This window comes from Pseudomonas sp. K5002, assembly GCF_013386655.1.
Taxonomy (GTDB): domain Bacteria; phylum Pseudomonadota; class Gammaproteobacteria; order Pseudomonadales; family Pseudomonadaceae; genus Aquipseudomonas.
This window is the reverse complement of record NZ_JACARK010000377.1, coordinates 1-13,879: the sequence shown is the minus strand read 5'-3', so window position 1 is coordinate 13,879 and position 13,879 is coordinate 1. Positions and strand designations below refer to the sequence as shown.

At 60.3% G+C, this 13,879-nt stretch carries 16 protein-coding genes; 9 read left to right on the top strand and 7 right to left on the bottom strand.

Features of this window, described 5'->3' with window-relative positions:
- Window positions 1-305: glycine zipper domain-containing protein (locus HX846_RS18010; protein WP_256739833.1), on the top strand; the 305-nt coding region annotated here is incomplete at its 5' end.
- A gap of 89 nt (window positions 306-394) precedes the next feature.
- On the opposite strand, the gene HX846_RS18005 is transcribed toward HX846_RS18010, so the two are convergent.
- The 3 genes from HX846_RS18005 to HX846_RS17995 all read right to left on the bottom strand — a co-directional run bounded on the left by HX846_RS18005 (window position 395) and on the right by HX846_RS17995 (window position 3,796).
- Window positions 395-826: a thioesterase family protein gene (locus HX846_RS18005; protein WP_003213207.1), complete on the bottom strand. Its 432-nt coding sequence runs from the start codon at window positions 824-826 to the stop codon at window positions 395-397.
- Window positions 827-886: 60 nt separating this feature from the next.
- On the bottom strand, window positions 887-1,744 hold the full coding sequence (locus HX846_RS18000; protein WP_178965822.1) for a M15 family metallopeptidase: 858 nt from the start codon (window positions 1,742-1,744) through the stop codon (window positions 887-889).
- A 114-nt stretch (window positions 1,745-1,858) separates the two neighbouring features.
- Window positions 1,859-3,796, bottom strand: a complete 1,938-nt coding sequence (locus tag HX846_RS17995) for an ATP-dependent DNA helicase RecQ (protein ID WP_102367894.1) — start codon at window positions 3,794-3,796, stop codon at window positions 1,859-1,861.
- 209 nt (window positions 3,797-4,005) lie between these two features.
- Between HX846_RS17995 and HX846_RS17990 the strand changes: the two genes are divergently transcribed.
- The 4 genes from HX846_RS17990 (at window position 4,006) to HX846_RS17975 (ending at window position 6,367) form a co-directional block, all read left to right on the top strand.
- Complete coding sequence (locus HX846_RS17990; RefSeq protein WP_003213201.1) at window positions 4,006-4,176, top strand: YhfG family protein; 171 nt, start codon at window positions 4,006-4,008, stop codon at window positions 4,174-4,176.
- Complete coding sequence (locus tag HX846_RS17985; protein WP_008435782.1) at window positions 4,176-4,769, top strand: putative adenosine monophosphate-protein transferase Fic; 594 nt, start codon at window positions 4,176-4,178, stop codon at window positions 4,767-4,769. Before HX846_RS17990 ends, HX846_RS17985 begins: the two co-directional genes overlap by 1 nt.
- A 309-nt stretch (window positions 4,770-5,078) precedes the next feature.
- Window positions 5,079-5,441, top strand: a complete 363-nt coding sequence (locus HX846_RS17980) for a DUF1493 family protein (protein ID WP_178965821.1) — start codon at window positions 5,079-5,081, stop codon at window positions 5,439-5,441.
- Between the two features lie 74 nt (window positions 5,442-5,515).
- Complete coding sequence (locus HX846_RS17975) at window positions 5,516-6,367, top strand: DMT family transporter (RefSeq protein ID WP_178965823.1); 852 nt, start codon at window positions 5,516-5,518, stop codon at window positions 6,365-6,367.
- Between the two features lie 57 nt (window positions 6,368-6,424).
- Here the strand turns inward: HX846_RS17975 and HX846_RS17970 are convergent, their stop codons facing one another.
- Window positions 6,425-7,966 (bottom strand): phosphoenolpyruvate carboxykinase, encoded by a 1,542-nt coding sequence (locus HX846_RS17970; RefSeq protein ID WP_177009301.1) that lies wholly within the window; start codon window positions 7,964-7,966, stop codon window positions 6,425-6,427.
- 179 nt (window positions 7,967-8,145) lie between these two features.
- Complete coding sequence (gene hslO / locus HX846_RS17965) at window positions 8,146-9,048, bottom strand: Hsp33 family molecular chaperone HslO (protein ID WP_003213189.1); 903 nt, start codon at window positions 9,046-9,048, stop codon at window positions 8,146-8,148.
- Window positions 9,049-9,173: 125 nt separating this feature from the next.
- On the opposite strand from hslO, the gene HX846_RS17960 reads away from it, so the two are divergent.
- A complete protein-coding gene (locus HX846_RS17960; RefSeq protein ID WP_003213187.1) occupies window positions 9,174-9,974 on the top strand; it encodes a phosphatase PAP2 family protein in 801 nt (266 codons plus the stop codon).
- A gap of 42 nt (window positions 9,975-10,016) precedes the next feature.
- Here HX846_RS17960 and HX846_RS17955 read toward each other — a convergent pair whose 3' ends face one another.
- Window positions 10,017-10,424: an RNA-binding S4 domain-containing protein gene (locus tag HX846_RS17955; RefSeq protein WP_003213184.1), complete on the bottom strand. Its 408-nt coding sequence runs from the start codon at window positions 10,422-10,424 to the stop codon at window positions 10,017-10,019.
- A gap of 116 nt (window positions 10,425-10,540) precedes the next feature.
- On the opposite strand from HX846_RS17955, the gene HX846_RS17950 reads away from it, so the two are divergent.
- The 3 genes from HX846_RS17950 to rimK are packed head-to-tail and all read left to right on the top strand — an operon-like array spanning window position 10,541 to window position 12,721.
- Entirely contained in the window at window positions 10,541-11,320 is a 780-nt protein-coding gene (locus HX846_RS17950) for an EAL domain-containing protein (protein ID WP_003213183.1), read from the top strand.
- Between the two features lie 34 nt (window positions 11,321-11,354).
- Window positions 11,355-11,819, top strand: coding sequence for an ATP-dependent zinc protease (locus HX846_RS17945; RefSeq protein WP_371132397.1), 465 nt, complete (start codon window positions 11,355-11,357; stop codon window positions 11,817-11,819).
- Window positions 11,816-12,721: a 30S ribosomal protein S6--L-glutamate ligase gene (rimK, locus tag HX846_RS17940; protein WP_003213178.1), complete on the top strand. Its 906-nt coding sequence runs from the start codon at window positions 11,816-11,818 to the stop codon at window positions 12,719-12,721. The genes HX846_RS17945 and rimK overlap by 4 nt, the downstream gene beginning before the upstream one ends.
- An 87-nt stretch (window positions 12,722-12,808) precedes the next feature.
- Here the strand turns inward: rimK and HX846_RS17935 are convergent.
- On the bottom strand, window positions 12,809-13,879 hold a 1,071-nt coding region (locus tag HX846_RS17935), incomplete at its 5' end, for an ATP-binding protein (RefSeq protein WP_178965820.1).

Here is a 13,879-nt window from a genome sequence, read left to right as displayed (position 1 = left end):
GTGGCAGTGCGGTGGGCGCAGACAAGCGCAGCCGCGGTGAAGCAGCCATTGGCGGCGCATTGGGCGCGGCAGGCGGCAACGTGGTGGGTCGCAGTGTCGGCGGCAGCACCGGCAGCCTGATCGGCGCAGCAGCCGGCGGTGGCGCCGGTGGTGCACTGGGCAACTACATGGGCAACAAGAGCGATGACGATGATCGTCGTTACCGTGGGCGCGATAACCGCCGTTATGACCGCGATGACCATCGCGGGCGCGGCCATGCTTATGGGCATCGCAAAAACAAGCATCACTATCGCCACCACCGGTAACACGCGAATCGAAAGAACAACGCGGGTTTAATGTGGGAGCGGCGGTGCGCCGCTCCCACATTTGACTTTCATTGTTTCGCAGATCGTATTCAGATCACCAATCGCTGTAACGCCTCGCGCAACATCCCCGGGATCGTCACCGGCTGGTTCGACGCCCGATCCACAAACACATGCACAAACCTCCCCGCAGCACAGGCATCTTCTTCTCCCGCCTTGAACACCGCCAACTCATACTGCACCGAACTGTTGCCCAACTTGCCCACCCGCAGGCCGATCTCGATGCGGTCCGGAAAGGCAATCGAGGCGAAGTAGTCGCACGCCGAACTCACCACAAACCCAACCACTTCGCCGTCATGAATATCCAACCCGCCCTGCTCGATCAGGTAGGTATTCACCGCGGTGTCGAAGAAGCTGTAGTAGGTGACGTTATTCACATGGCCATATACATCGTTGTCGTGCCAGCGCGTGATGATCGGCTGGAAGTGGCGGTAATCGGCGCGTTGTGGCATGGCGTTGGTCATCGGTAAAACCCGGGCAGGAGGAGGCTCTCTTGATACTGGGTTCAAGCACTACCCGCAAGCCTAGGTTGGGCTTTGCTCAATCGTTTGCTGGACGCACGCCATACGCTTGAGCGCTTGATCCGTCTCGGCCGATTGCTGCAGGCACTGGCGATAGGCGGTGATATAGGTCTCGACTGCAGCGCTGGCCTGCTGCGGCGTGACCCGCGCCAGATACTCCACGAACGAACGCCGGCCGATCTGGAAGTGTTGGTAATCCAGCGGAAAATCCCAATAACCACCCCAGGTCAAAAAGCCGTGTTCGGCGAACAGGTCAATCACCTCTTCTGCCCGGCCAGGGCGCGCCGGCTTGCCGGGGCGGGCATCCAGGCGGTTAACGGCATTTGCGGTACTTGCCCTGGGCTCAACAGTGGCCTGGCCGGTGAATTCGCCTCGCGGGTTACGCCCGAACAAAACGAATGGGTTTTGCAGAGGGTTAAGGTCAATCGCGGCGCCATAGGCGTGCAGCGACCACCCCGAAGCGCCACTGACCTGGCGCCCATTAAAACCACTGGTATTGTTGCGGGCCATCGAGACCTTGTCGTTGCCTCGATAGGTTTCCAGCCTGACCGCCTGATGCACCGGGAACCGACGTTGCAGCAACAGCCTGAAGATCTCCTCCACATGGGGTGCGATGGCATCCAGCACCACGAGCTGCCCGTTGTTATGCAGCACTCCGCCAAAGTCCACATAGCTGAACGTCACCCGCGCCAGGCGTGCGCAGGGCAATGGATTGGCGGCGGTGATAGTGTTGCGAAGCTGCATCTGCCGACAGTCATTCACGCTCAACGGGATGACCGAGGCCAGCGTGCCTTGTGCGACCAGCAGCCCGGCGAACAGCAAGACGCCGGGGACAACACCACGAGAAAAACCAAAAGCCATGGGCAATTCCTTTGCAGAAGAAGTGAAGCGTCAAACCTTCTCACCTGCGGGCACGGTCCGGCTGTCGGCGGCGTCTGCCACTGGAAGGGAAAGCGCGACCCTCCAGGCCGGAAATCAGAGTGCCTCCAACCCTGCCTCCGCCCATTCACGAACCTCTGCATAGGGATACTCCTCCAGTACCGCGAAACCTGGAATCCCTCGTGCCTTCAGCTTGGTAAACAACGGCACGCTGAGACCGCATAAAAACCGTGTCAGCCGCTCCGCGCTCGGCAGGTCGCCGCTGTACTCATGGTGGCTGTGGATAAATTCACCGCACAGCGCGAGAAAGTTTTTATCCACAAGCGGCGGCAAGTTCGGCGGCGCCGGCAAGTGGGCGACGTTACCGTGGCACACCGAGCAGTGCCCGCACTGCCGGGGCGCGTTTTCATCGCCGAAATAGTGCGCCAGGCGGTAACCCAGGCACTCCTGTGTCGCGAACAGATCCAGCATGGCGTGAATTCGCGCCACCTCCGTCACCTCATGCTGCTTGAAGCCTGTGTATAACTCCGTGCTCAGCGCCTGTGGATCGAAGTCGGTATTCAGCAGGGCGTAAACCTCGGTCATCTGCCGGCTTTCCATCTCGATCAGGCCTTGTTCCTGAAAGTAATCCAGGGCCTTCACCACCCGGCTGCGCTCGGCCTGGTGCTGTTGATACAGCGCGTCGAAGTCCACCGTCGCCCAGGTTTTCGCCCGTTTGCAGACCTGGATAATCGCTGCGACAAACTGCTGCCGCTCGCCGGTAAAACGCGCCAGCAATGCCTCTGGTTCAATCAAATACTTGAAGCGGTATTCGGCATAAAACGCGTAGCGCGGCGCAATCACACCCTTGAGTTCAAGCTGCACGAGCAAGGTCTTCAGCGGTAGTTCACGGATGTTGCTGTGGTCCGACAGTGAGCGGAGCATAAACTCCCACTGTCCATCGGCACGGACCGCCTGTATTTCCTCCAGGACTCGGCGAATACCTTCCTGTTCCGGCGTATCGCCGTACACAAAGTTTTCCAGGATATTCAGGCTGTCGCGGTTGGCCAGAACCAGACACTCAGACGGCTGCCCGTCACGCCCGGCACGGCCGATTTCCTGGCTGTAGTTCTCGATGGATTTGGGCAGGTCGAAGTGCACCACGTTGCGGATATCGCTTTTGTCGATGCCCATGCCGAAGGCAATGGTGGCGACGATGCAGTTGGACTGCCCGCCCATGAATCGCTTCTGAATGGCTTCCCGCTTATCGTGAGCCAGGCCCGCGTGATAAGCCTCGGCCTGGATTCCATTGCGATTCAAATGCTCGGCAATCTGCTCTGCGGTTTTTTGCAGCGTGACGTAGACGATGCTTGGCTGATTGGCTCGCTCCTGCATCCACGTCACCAGGCGTCGTCGCTTGTCCTGGCCACTGACGGGCTCAACCAGCAGGTTGAGGTTGGAGCGGTAGAAGCCGGTGGTGATCACATCGTCAGGTGCAATGGCGAACTTGGCCTGCATGTCGGCGATCACCTTGGGCGTCGCCGTGGCGGTCAGCAGCAGCGCCTGGGGGATGCGGAACTGGCGTTGGTAATCCGGCAGCTTCAGGTAGTCCGGGCGAAAGTTATGGCCCCATTCGGAAATGCAGTGAGCCTCATCCACCACCAGCAGCGAGATCGGCACGCTTTGCAGGAAGTTGCGAAAGCGCTCGTTCTTCAAGCGCTCCACGGAAACCATCAGGATCTTCAGCTCGCCCGAACGCGCCCGGGCCATGACGTCATTGGCATCATCGCGGCTCTGGGCCGAGTCGATGCTGCCCGCCGAGATACCGTGGCGCTGCAGGAAACCCAACTGGTCCTGCATCAGCGCCAGCAACGGCGACACCACCAGCGTCAGGTGCGGCAGCAACACGGCGGAAAGTTGATAACACAGGGACTTGCCGGAACCGGTAGGAAAAATCGCCGCCGCCGAACGGCCGGCCAGCACGGCACTGACCACCGCCTCCTGGCCCAAACGAAACTGTGGATAACCAAAGACCTGTTGGAGGGTGTTGTGCATAAGCTGTCACTCCATTGACCGCTGAACGAGCCCAAAACATAGACCAGCGCATTCAGCGAATCGAGAAAGGTCGCAAGGAAAAAAGAGTCTGGATGATACACAGCCTGGGAAGTGGAGTAGGCACCCGTAAGAATCGTTCCAACCTTACGCGGGACGCATCTCGAAACTCATTGCGCTACAATCAACCTTCGCACCGAGAGGACGCTGTCATGGCCGAACTGACGTTTGAGCAAAAGCAGGATCACTACGACAAGATCCGTCGTTCCAACTACCTGGCCAGCCTGCGCCTGGAAGGGTTCGACACCCAGCCCGCCGACGTCGACAAACCCCTGCCGACCCGCGAAGCCGTCCTCGCCAAGTACCGCAACACCCCACGCTGATGCTCGACAAATATGGCGTGGGCCAGGACCCGTACTGCTACCCCGGTAGCAGCGTCCTGCGTAACCGCCTCGATTTGTTCGACGAAGAACGCCTGCACCAGGCCGAGCGGGAACTGTCTGAAATCGCTGTCGGCAGCCTTCCGCTGTATCCCCCGCCCTACGACCTGGAACGCCTGCAACACATCCACCGCACCCTGTTCGCAGACATTTACGAATGGGCCGGGGAACTGCGTACGGTCAACATCCAGAAAGGCGACACGCTGTTCTGCACACCGGAGCGCATCCCGCCTGAGGCGAGCAAGATCATCCAGCACATGGCGCAGGCGAACTGGTTTGTCGGGGTGACGCAGGCGGAGTTGGTGACGCAAGTCGCCGAAGCTTATGGCGACCTCAACGTGATCCACCCGTTTCGCGAAGGGAACGGCCGGGCGCAGCGGATTCTGTTCGAGCAGATCATCGTGAATGCCGGGTTTTCGGTGAATTGGTGGCTGGTGAAGAATGCGGCGTGGATACCGGCGAACATCGATGCGGTGGCGTGTGATTATCGGGGGTTGGAGGCGATTTTCGAGCGGTGTATCAGCACCCCGCGCTAGCCCCGATCGTTCCCTACGCTCCGCGTGGGAATGCCGCCAGGGACGCTCCGCGTCCCGTCATCCGCGCACGACCCAAGCCATGAACACTGGTGACGCGGAGCGTCACGGGATGCATTCCCACGCGGAGCGTGGGAACGATCAAATGTGGGAGCTGGCTTGCCTGCGATAGCGGAGTGTCAGACAACACCTTTACCACTGAAACACCGCCATCGCGGGCAAGCCCGCCTCCCACATTTGACCAGTTTCGTTTGAAGGATCGCGGTGCCATCGATAAAGTCGGTCGCCTCCACCCACTCTCGCGTAACCACCATGAACCTGGCCCCCAACTTCCCCGAAGACATCGCGATGCAGCAGCTCCTGCAACTGCTGCATGAAGAAATTGGCCTGCCCGAACATAAGACGCTGCGCCTTGAAACCGCCATCAACCTCGAACTGGGCTGCGACGGCACCGAAGCCAATCAATTGATGGAAGCTCTGGAGCAAGACTTCGCTGTCGACTTGAACGACTACGACGCTTATCGTTATTTCCAACCTCCCGTCTTCGATGTCTTCCTGAAGCACAGAGCCAAAGGCCGCGGCGACAAAATCCCGCTGACCATCGGCATGCTTTACCTGGCTATCAAGGCCCAACGCTGGGACACGCAAACCCTGAGAGCGCCGCGTTCCCCCTGAAAGCCCGCATTATCGTTAACGACCTTCGCGAGCAAGCTCGCACCTACAACCAAGGACCTTACATGGACGTACTAATGGGCCTGCTGGCCGCCCTGCTCTGGGGCGGCACGGACTTCCTCGTGGGCCTCAACGCCCGAGCTGTCGGCGTCAAACGCGCGGTGTACTTCGGCCAGGCGCTGGGCTTCCTGATCATGACCCTGCTGCTGGTCATATTCCCGGCCTTCCTCGTCAAATCCCTCGCGGCGCCTTTGAGTGTGTGGCTCCTGGGAGCCGCAGCAGCCCTGCTGACCGTCTCCGGCGCCCTTGCGCTGTCCAAGGCCTTCTCGCTGGGCAAAGCGGCGATTGTCGCGCCGCTGGTGACGTCCTACGGTGTCGTGACTACTTTGCTGTCATGGGCCAGCGGCGAACACATCAGCCTGATCCAGCTCGGCTGCATCGATCTCTGCGTAATTGGCGTGATCCTGTCCAGCATTCACAAGGACAATGGCGTCCCTCACAACAGTTCCAGCCGCTCAATCGCCTACGCGATGCTCGCAGCGTTGCTCTACGGCACAAGCTTTTGGGTGCAGGGCCGCTACACCCTGCCGACGCTTGGCCCGGTCACGATGCTTTGGCTGGGTTATCTGGTAGGTCTGTGCGTGCTGGTGTTGATGGTGCTCAAAGTCAAAGACGGCCTGAAAATCCCACCGCTGAAAAACTGCGCAACATTGACCGGGGCGAGCGTGATGAACCTGGGCGGGTTCTCGGCATTCTCGTGGGGCGCGATGGCGGGGTCGGTTTCCGTGGTGACGGTGATCAGCACCCTGTCCGGTGGGATCGCCGCGATTCTGGGGTTTGTGTTTTTCAAGGAGCGGCTGTCAGCGGTGCAAGTGACCGGTGTGGTGCTGGTGTTAGTGGGAGCCGTGGTTCTGCACCTCGTCGACTGATCCTTCGCCCACAAAAAAGCCGCCCACAAGGGGCGGCTTTTTCACAACGGCTGAATCTTACAACTTCGGACCCGCAGCCTTGATCGCATCGCTCACTTCAAACTTCTTGAAGTTCTCGATGAACAGACCCGCCAGCGCTTTCGCCGCTTCATCGTAGGCAGCCTTGTCAGCCCAGGTGTTACGTGGGTTCAACAGGCCAGTCTCGACGCCCGGTACGGCCAATGGCACGTCCAGGTTGATGGTATCCAGGTGCTCGGTCTCGGCACCAATCAACGCACCGCTCTGGATCGCTGCAATCACGCCACGGGTGGTCGGGATGTTGAAGCGCTTGCCAACGCCGTAGCCGCCGCCGGTCCAGCCGGTGTTGACCAGGTAGACCTTGGAGCCGAAGCCGCGCACGCGCTTGATCAGCAGTTCTGCGTATTCACCAGCCGGGCGTGGGAAGAATGGCGCGCCGAAGCAGGTGGAGAAGGTCGACTTGATGCCGCCGCCCGAACCCATTTCGGTCGAGCCCACCAGAGCGGTGTAGCCGGACAGGAAGTGGTAGGCCGCTTGTTCTTCGCTGAGGATCGACACGGGCGGCAGTACGCCGGTCAGGTCGCAGGTCAGGAAGATCACAGCGTTTGGCTCGCCACCGAGGTTTTTCTCGGAACGCTTGGCCACGTGCTCCAGCGGGTAGGCGGCGCGGCTGTTCTGGGTCAGGCTGACGTTGGTGTAGTCGGCGTGCTTGGCATCGTCGATCACCACGTTTTCGAGCACGGTGCCGTGCTTGATGGCTTTCCAGATCACCGGCTCGTTCTTCTCGGACAGGTCGATGCACTTGGCATAGCAACCGCCTTCGATGTTGAACACCACACCTTCGCCCCAGCCGTGTTCGTCGTCGCCGATCAGGTAGCGGCTTTCGTCGGCGGACAGGGTGGTTTTACCGGTGCCCGACAGACCGAAGAACAGGGTCACGTCGCCGGCTTCGCCGATGTTGGCGGCGCAGTGCATCGGCAGCACGTCGGAGGCCGGCAGCAGGAAGTTCTGCACCGAGAACATGGCTTTTTTCATTTCACCGGCGTAACGCATGCCGGCGATCAGGACTTTTTTCTGGGCGAAGTTGAGGATCACGCAACCGTCGGAGTTGGTGCCGTCACGCTCTGGCACGCACTCGAAGTTGGCCACGTTGAGCACTTGCCACTCGTCACGACCGGCCGGGTTGTACTGGGCCGGGTTGATGAACAGGCAACGACCGAACAGGTTCTGCCAGGCAGTCTGGGTGGTCATTTTCACGGCCAGGTAGTGGTCTTCTGCAGCCCCTACGTGAACGTGGGAAACGAAATGCTCTTGCGCGTTGTTGAATGCCTCGACGCGAGCCCACAGGGCATCGAACTTGTCGGCCGGGAACTTGCGGTTGATCGGGCCCCAGGCAATGGCAGCCTGGGTGGAAGGCTCTTCAACGATGAAGCGGTCGACTGGCGAACGGCCGGTACGGTGACCGGTTTCTACGACCAGCGCACCGGTATCGGCAAGCACGCCTTCACCGCGCTGCAGGGCTTCTTTGACCAGATCGTCAACACTCAGATCGGTGTATACGGCGTTATTGGCTTGCGTCATGAGGTTCCCCGTCGGCCAGTGGCCGAGTGCTCCAAACGTTTTGTAGTAGAAAGTTGCGCACTACTACCGCGAAAAAAGTGGGCCGGATTATGCCAGAAAAGCCCAAAAAGAGTAGGGCCCTCCGGTCAGAACGGCGGAAATCCGGCGTTTGTCAGGTGATTTACCTGTGCTTAAACGTTTTAGTGGCGGGTGCCTGAAGGGGTGTCTACGCCCGCGCCGGCGAATAATTGAGCAATATCGGCGGCGTCGAACAGGTAGCGCTGGTTACAGAACTGGCAGTCGATCTCGATGTTGCCACCGTGTTCCACCACCAGGTCCTGCGCATCTTCCAGGCCCAGGCTGACCAGGGCCGTGGCCGAGCGTTCGCGGGAGCAGCTGCAGTGGAAGCGCAGGGACTGCACGTCGAACAGGCGCACGGCCTCTTCGTGGTAGAGGCGGTGCAGGATGGTTTCGTTATCCAGGCCCAGCAACTCTTCGGCTTTCAGGGTGCCGGCCAGGGCGGTGATGTGGGCCCAGCTGTCGGCGCGGTCTTCTTCGTCCTTGATGCGGTCGGCCGGCAGTTGTTGCAGCAGCAGGCCACGGGCGCGCTTGCCGTCGGCGTTGAGCCAGAAGCGGGTGCCCACTTGCTGGGACATCACGAAATAATTGGTGAAGCAGTCGGACAGGGTTTCGCCGTCGAGGTCGACGATACCCTGGTAACGCTGGCCTACCGTCGGGTCGACGGTCAGGGCCAGCACGCCGTCTGGCATCAGGTCAGCCAGGGTCGCATCGGGGGCGATGCGGTCCGCGTCGTAGCGGGCCAGCCCACGGATTTCGCGCTCGCTGGAGCATTCGATCATCAGCAGCGGGATCGGGCCTTCGGAACGGGCCTGCAGGATCAGCAAACCATCGAATTTCAGGGTGCCCACCAGCAGCGAGGCAGCCGCCATCAGTTCGCCGAGCAATTGCGCGACCGGCTCCGGATAGGGGTGCTTGGCGAGGACTTCGGCATAGCTGCGCTCCAGGGCGACCAGTTCGCCGCGGGCGTCGCTGTCGTCGAAGATGAAGCGTTGGGTGAAGTCGGTATCCGGTAGATCAGTCATAGGTCTGGGTATCTGAATTGATGACAAAAAGATGACAAGGTTTATAGAATTACACGCTTTAGCACCGTTTTGGTGCGGCCTTCTGCGGGAAAACGAAGCGCTTTAAAGCTAAGAGGAAACAGTTTATGAACAATCCGGGTTTGTTCCAAGCCAGGTGGGACCTCGGTCGATTGGCCCTGTGTAATTTACTCGCTGTGGGGCTGCTGTGTTTTTGGCTCTGGCCGGCGGGCCAGGCGCTCTGCACGGTTTTCGACGAGTGGCTGTTTCATCTGCTCAATGACCCGCTGGCAAGCAGCTCCGCGTGGCTGCATGTGTGGGCGGTGGCCAGTTTGCGGCCGTTTGACGCGGTGGTCGGGGTGATTCTGCTGACGCTGTTGATCCGTGGCGACTGGGTGTTCAAGGCGATTGAAGTGCGCCAGGCGTTTTTCGGCTTCCTGGGCATTCTGCTGCTGTTGCTGTTTATCCGCATGCTGTTTTCCAAGCTGGCGGCGCAGATGGGCTGGCAACACCATAGCCCGTCGATGGTGATCAGCGGCGCGATTCAGATGAGCGACTATTTCCCGGGCCTGGAGAAGACATGGGAGTTGAAGGACCGCTCCAGCCAGAGCTTCCCGGGGGATCATGCATCGGTATTGTTGATCTGGGGGATGTTCATGACCGTGTTTGCCAAGCGGATCGGGCAGGTGCTGGTGATCTGGGGCTTGGCGCTGCTGTTCATGATGCCGCGGCTGGTAGCCGGTGCGCATTGGGGGCAGGACGATTATATCGGTGGGGTGTTGCTGGCGCTGTTGGCGTTGGGCTGGGGTTACTACACGCCCTTTGCAGCGAAGGTTTCGCGGGGGCTGGTGCGAGTGACGGGCCCGGTGTTTGAGTTGTTTCGGCGAGTACCGCTGGTTAAGCGCTTGAGCGTGATTCGCAGCGTTTGAGTTGAAATAGCAGGAGCCGACCTGGCTCCTGCGGTCTGCCGATTAATCATCATTGCCACTGCCGCGAAACTTGAACAGGTCGCGCCGCTGCTTCTTGCTTGGCTTGCCGTCGGTGGTCATGCCCAGGGAGCCGGCCTTGCGCATGGCCGCCGCGTTTTCGCGCTTGGCGATGCTGGCTTCGGTCTCGGTATACAACGCCTGCGCCTCGGGAGCGCCCCTTCGCACAATTGAAAGGGCCTGGACTACGACGGTTCGCTCATCAAACCCGGCACGGATCTGAAACTCATCGCCGATGCGTGGCTCCTTGCCGGGCTTGCAACGCTCGCCGCGCCAATGCACCTTGCCACTCTCGATCGCCGCCTTGGCCAAGGCACGGGTCTTGAAGAAACGCGCCGCCCACAACCACTTGTCCAAACGGACTTTTTCTTCCTCTTCCTGCTTCTGAGCCACTTGAATTCCTCGCTCTGAAAAATGTCGCAACTTTACCGTTGAAACCCTTCAACGCATAAACCCTTGAGCTCACCTAAGATACGCCAGGTAGCATCCTGTTTTCGCGAGGTTAACGTGTGACCGACTTTCCCATTTCACTGACCTCGCCCAAACAAGCCTGTGCGGGCTGCCAGCAAAGTGAGCCGCTGGGCTTTGAGTTCGCCTTTGCGTATCAGCCTATCGTGGACCTGCGTGACCAGTCGGTCTTTGCCCATGAAGCCTTGGTGCGCGGCGTCAACGGTGAGGGCGCGTTGACGGTGCTGGATCAGGTCAACGACAGCAATCGCTACCGTTTCGACCAGCAATGCCGCACCCGCGCGATCGCCACCGCTTCGACACTCAACATGCAGACGCACCTTTCAATCAACTTCATGCCCAACGCGGTCTATCGACCAGAACTGTGCATCCGCAGCACCCTGGAGGCGGCCCGGGCGCATAATTTTCCGTTGGATCGGCTGATTTTCGAGACCCTGGAAAGCGAGCATGTAGATAACTATCGCCATTTGACGAATATTCTGCGTGAATACCGCGAATTCGGCTTCAAGACCGCCATCGACGATTTCGGGGCGGGCTATTCGGGGCTGAATCTGCTGGCCGATTTCCAACCTGACCTGATCAAACTCGACATGGCGCTGATCCGCGATGTCGACCGTGATCGTGTCCGTCAGGTGATCGTCCGGGGGATTGTCACAATCTGTGAGCAGTTGGGCGTTACTGTCATCGCCGAGGGCATCGAAAGCGCCGGCGAGCGGGACTTTCTCGCCGACTGTGGAATATTTCTGATGCAGGGCTACTGGTTCGCCAAGCCTGCATTCAAAGCCCTGGCCGAGGTATCACCCGCCGCCTGGGCGAATTAATTGCCGGTTATTCATATTGAAGACATTTGACCATTTGACCGTTGTGGGTCTGCGTGAGTGGGTGGCACTTCCCGACTTGGGAGTGGCAGGCCTGCGCGCCAAGATCGACACCGGCGCCAGTACCTCAAGCCTGCATGCCACCGAGATCGAGCCATTTGAGCGCGACGGTGCAAAGTGGGTGCGCTTCACCGCGCACCTGGGCAGCGTGGTGCAACTGCGTCACCGGCGCTGCGAAGCACCGCTGGTGGCGATGAAAACCATTAAAAGCTCCAACGGCCAGGCCCAGGTGCGGTATGTGATCAGCACCACCCTGGCCCTGGGCGATCGGGTATGGCGGGTGGAATTCACCCTCGCCTGCCGCAAGGCCATGCGTTACCGCCTGTTGCTGGGCTCCAAGGCCCTGATTGACGGCCAACTGGTGGTCAGTCCCGGCGTCAAATACGTTCAAGACAAGCCGGTGTTCCCGGTCTCTACTACCTCTGCCACAGGTGCTGCATGAAGATCGCTGTGCTGTCGCGTAACCCGCGTCTGTATTCCACCCGTCGCCTGGTCGAGGCCGGCACCGAACGTGGCCATGAGATGGTGGTGATCGATACGTTGCGCGCCTATATGAACATTGCCAGTCATAAGCCGCAGATCCACTACCGGGGCAAACCGCTGGAAGGCTTCGATGCGGTGATCCCGCGTATCGGTGCTTCCGTGACGTTCTATGGCTGCGCGGTACTGCGCCAGTTTGAAATGATGGGGGTGTCTCCCCTCAATGAATCGGTGGCTATCGCCCGTTCGCGGGACAAGCTGCGCTCGCTGCAGTTGCTGTCGCGCCGTGGCATTGGCTTGCCGGTCACCGGCTTTGCGCACTCCCCGGATGACATTCCCGACCTGATCGAGATGGTCAACGGCGCGCCGCTGGTGATCAAGGTGCTGGAAGGCACCCAGGGCATCGGCGTGGTGCTGTGTGAAACCGCGACTGCGGCCGAGTCGGTGATCGAGGCGTTCATGGGCCTCAAACAGAACATCATGGTGCAGGAGTACATCAAGGAAGCCGGCGGTGCGGATATCCGCTGCTTCGTGGTGGGCGACAAGGTGATTGCCGCGATGAAGCGCCAGGCCAAGCCGGGTGAGTTTCGGTCCAACCTGCACCGTGGCGGCAGTGCCAGCCTGATCAAGATCACCCCGGAAGAACGCATGACCGCACTGCGGGCAGCCAAGGTCATGGGGTTGAGCGTGGCGGGTGTGGATATATTGCGCTCCAACCACGGGCCGCTGGTGATGGAGGTGAACTCGTCACCGGGCCTGGAAGGAATTGAGACCACCACCGGCAAGGATGTGGCGGGGATCATCATTCAGCATCTGGAGAAGAGTGGTGGGCCGAATATGACGCGCACCAAAGGCAAGGGCTGAATACACCCGACCTATAAAGCACCGCAAAACCAGTGTGGGAGCGGGCTTGCTCGCGAAGGCAGTGGATCAGTCNNCCCGCTCCCACATTTAGACCGCGTCCCTGGGCAACATCAGCCCCAACGGCAAGCGCACTCGCGCTTCCAGGCCGCCATCCGGCCGGTTGCGCAATTCGACATTGCCGCCATGCATTGAAGCAATCCGCCGCACAATCGCCAGCCCCAGGCCCGTGCCTTTGCCACCCCGGGCACGGTCGCCGCGGGTGAACGGGTTGAAGATACCTTCCAGTTCCGCCGGATCGATGCCGGCCCCACGGTCCATGACACTCAGCACCACGTAAGGCGCACTGGTATCCCCGGAAACGTAGGCTGCTACTTCCACATCGGAACCAGCGTGATGCAGCGCGTTACCAATCAGGTTATTCAGCAGGCGCTTCATCGAAACCCGACGCAACGCGAACGGCTGGATCGGCTCCAGGCGCATGCGCACCTGCTCGCCATTCTGGTTGTAGGGCGCAACCACCTCGCGAACCAGGTCCGTCAGGTCGACCTCTTCCACCACCTCGTCCCTGCCATCGCGGATAAACGCCAGGAACTGGTCGAGAATCGCGTCCATGTCCTCGATGTCTCGAACCATGTCGTCGGTAAGGTCGGTGTGGTTACCCATCAGTTCCAGGGAAAGCCGCAGACGCGTCAGCGGCGTGCGCAGGTCATGGGACACCCCCGCCAGCATCAGCTCGCGCTCGCGCCCCGCCTGTTCGACATCCTCGGCCATCTGGTTGAACGCGCTGTACACCTCGGTCATTTCACTCGGCGTATCGCTGATGGGCAGGCGCACACTGCGGCCCTGGCCCAGCTGGCGTGCGGCAAACACCAGGCGCTTGAGCGGCTGGTTGAGCTGGCGCACGAAAATCCAGGCAGACGCGGTGGAAAGCAAGCCAATCGCCAGGAACCAGCCCAGCACGTTCCAGATCTTCTGCCCCCGCAACGGATGCGGATACAGCGGCACTTTCAGCCAGTCCTCCCCCAGGCTCGGCGCTCGCACCCACAGCGCCGGCGACACATGCATGCGCAGCCGCACCTCGGTGTCTTCACCCAGTTCGGCCTGCATCTGGCGCTGGTAGATTTCGCTGTAGGGCCAATGTTGCTCGCCCTCGGGCAC

Excerpts from the sequence above, each read along its gene's own strand:
- HX846_RS18005 (WP_003213207.1), bottom strand. The coding sequence starts at position 826 with ATGACCAACGCCATGCCACAACGCGCCGATTACCGCCACTTCCAGCCG.
- HX846_RS18000 (WP_178965822.1), bottom strand. The coding sequence starts at position 1,744 with ATGGCTTTTGGTTTTTCTCGTGGTGTTGTCCCCGGCGTCTTGCTGTTC.
- HX846_RS17995 (WP_102367894.1), bottom strand. The coding sequence starts at position 3,796 with ATGCACAACACCCTCCAACAGGTCTTTGGTTATCCACAGTTTCGTTTG.
- HX846_RS17990 (WP_003213201.1), top strand. The coding sequence starts at position 4,006 with ATGGCCGAACTGACGTTTGAGCAAAAGCAGGATCACTACGACAAGATC.
- HX846_RS17985 (WP_008435782.1), top strand. The coding sequence starts at position 4,176 with ATGCTCGACAAATATGGCGTGGGCCAGGACCCGTACTGCTACCCCGGT.
- HX846_RS17980 (WP_178965821.1), top strand. The coding sequence starts at position 5,079 with ATGAACCTGGCCCCCAACTTCCCCGAAGACATCGCGATGCAGCAGCTC.
- HX846_RS17975 (WP_178965823.1), top strand. The coding sequence starts at position 5,516 with ATGGGCCTGCTGGCCGCCCTGCTCTGGGGCGGCACGGACTTCCTCGTG.
- HX846_RS17970 (WP_177009301.1), bottom strand. The coding sequence starts at position 7,966 with ATGACGCAAGCCAATAACGCCGTATACACCGATCTGAGTGTTGACGAT.
- hslO (WP_003213189.1), bottom strand. The coding sequence starts at position 9,048 with ATGACTGATCTACCGGATACCGACTTCACCCAACGCTTCATCTTCGAC.
- HX846_RS17960 (WP_003213187.1), top strand. The coding sequence starts at position 9,174 with ATGAACAATCCGGGTTTGTTCCAAGCCAGGTGGGACCTCGGTCGATTG.
- rimK (WP_003213178.1), top strand. The coding sequence starts at position 11,816 with ATGAAGATCGCTGTGCTGTCGCGTAACCCGCGTCTGTATTCCACCCGT.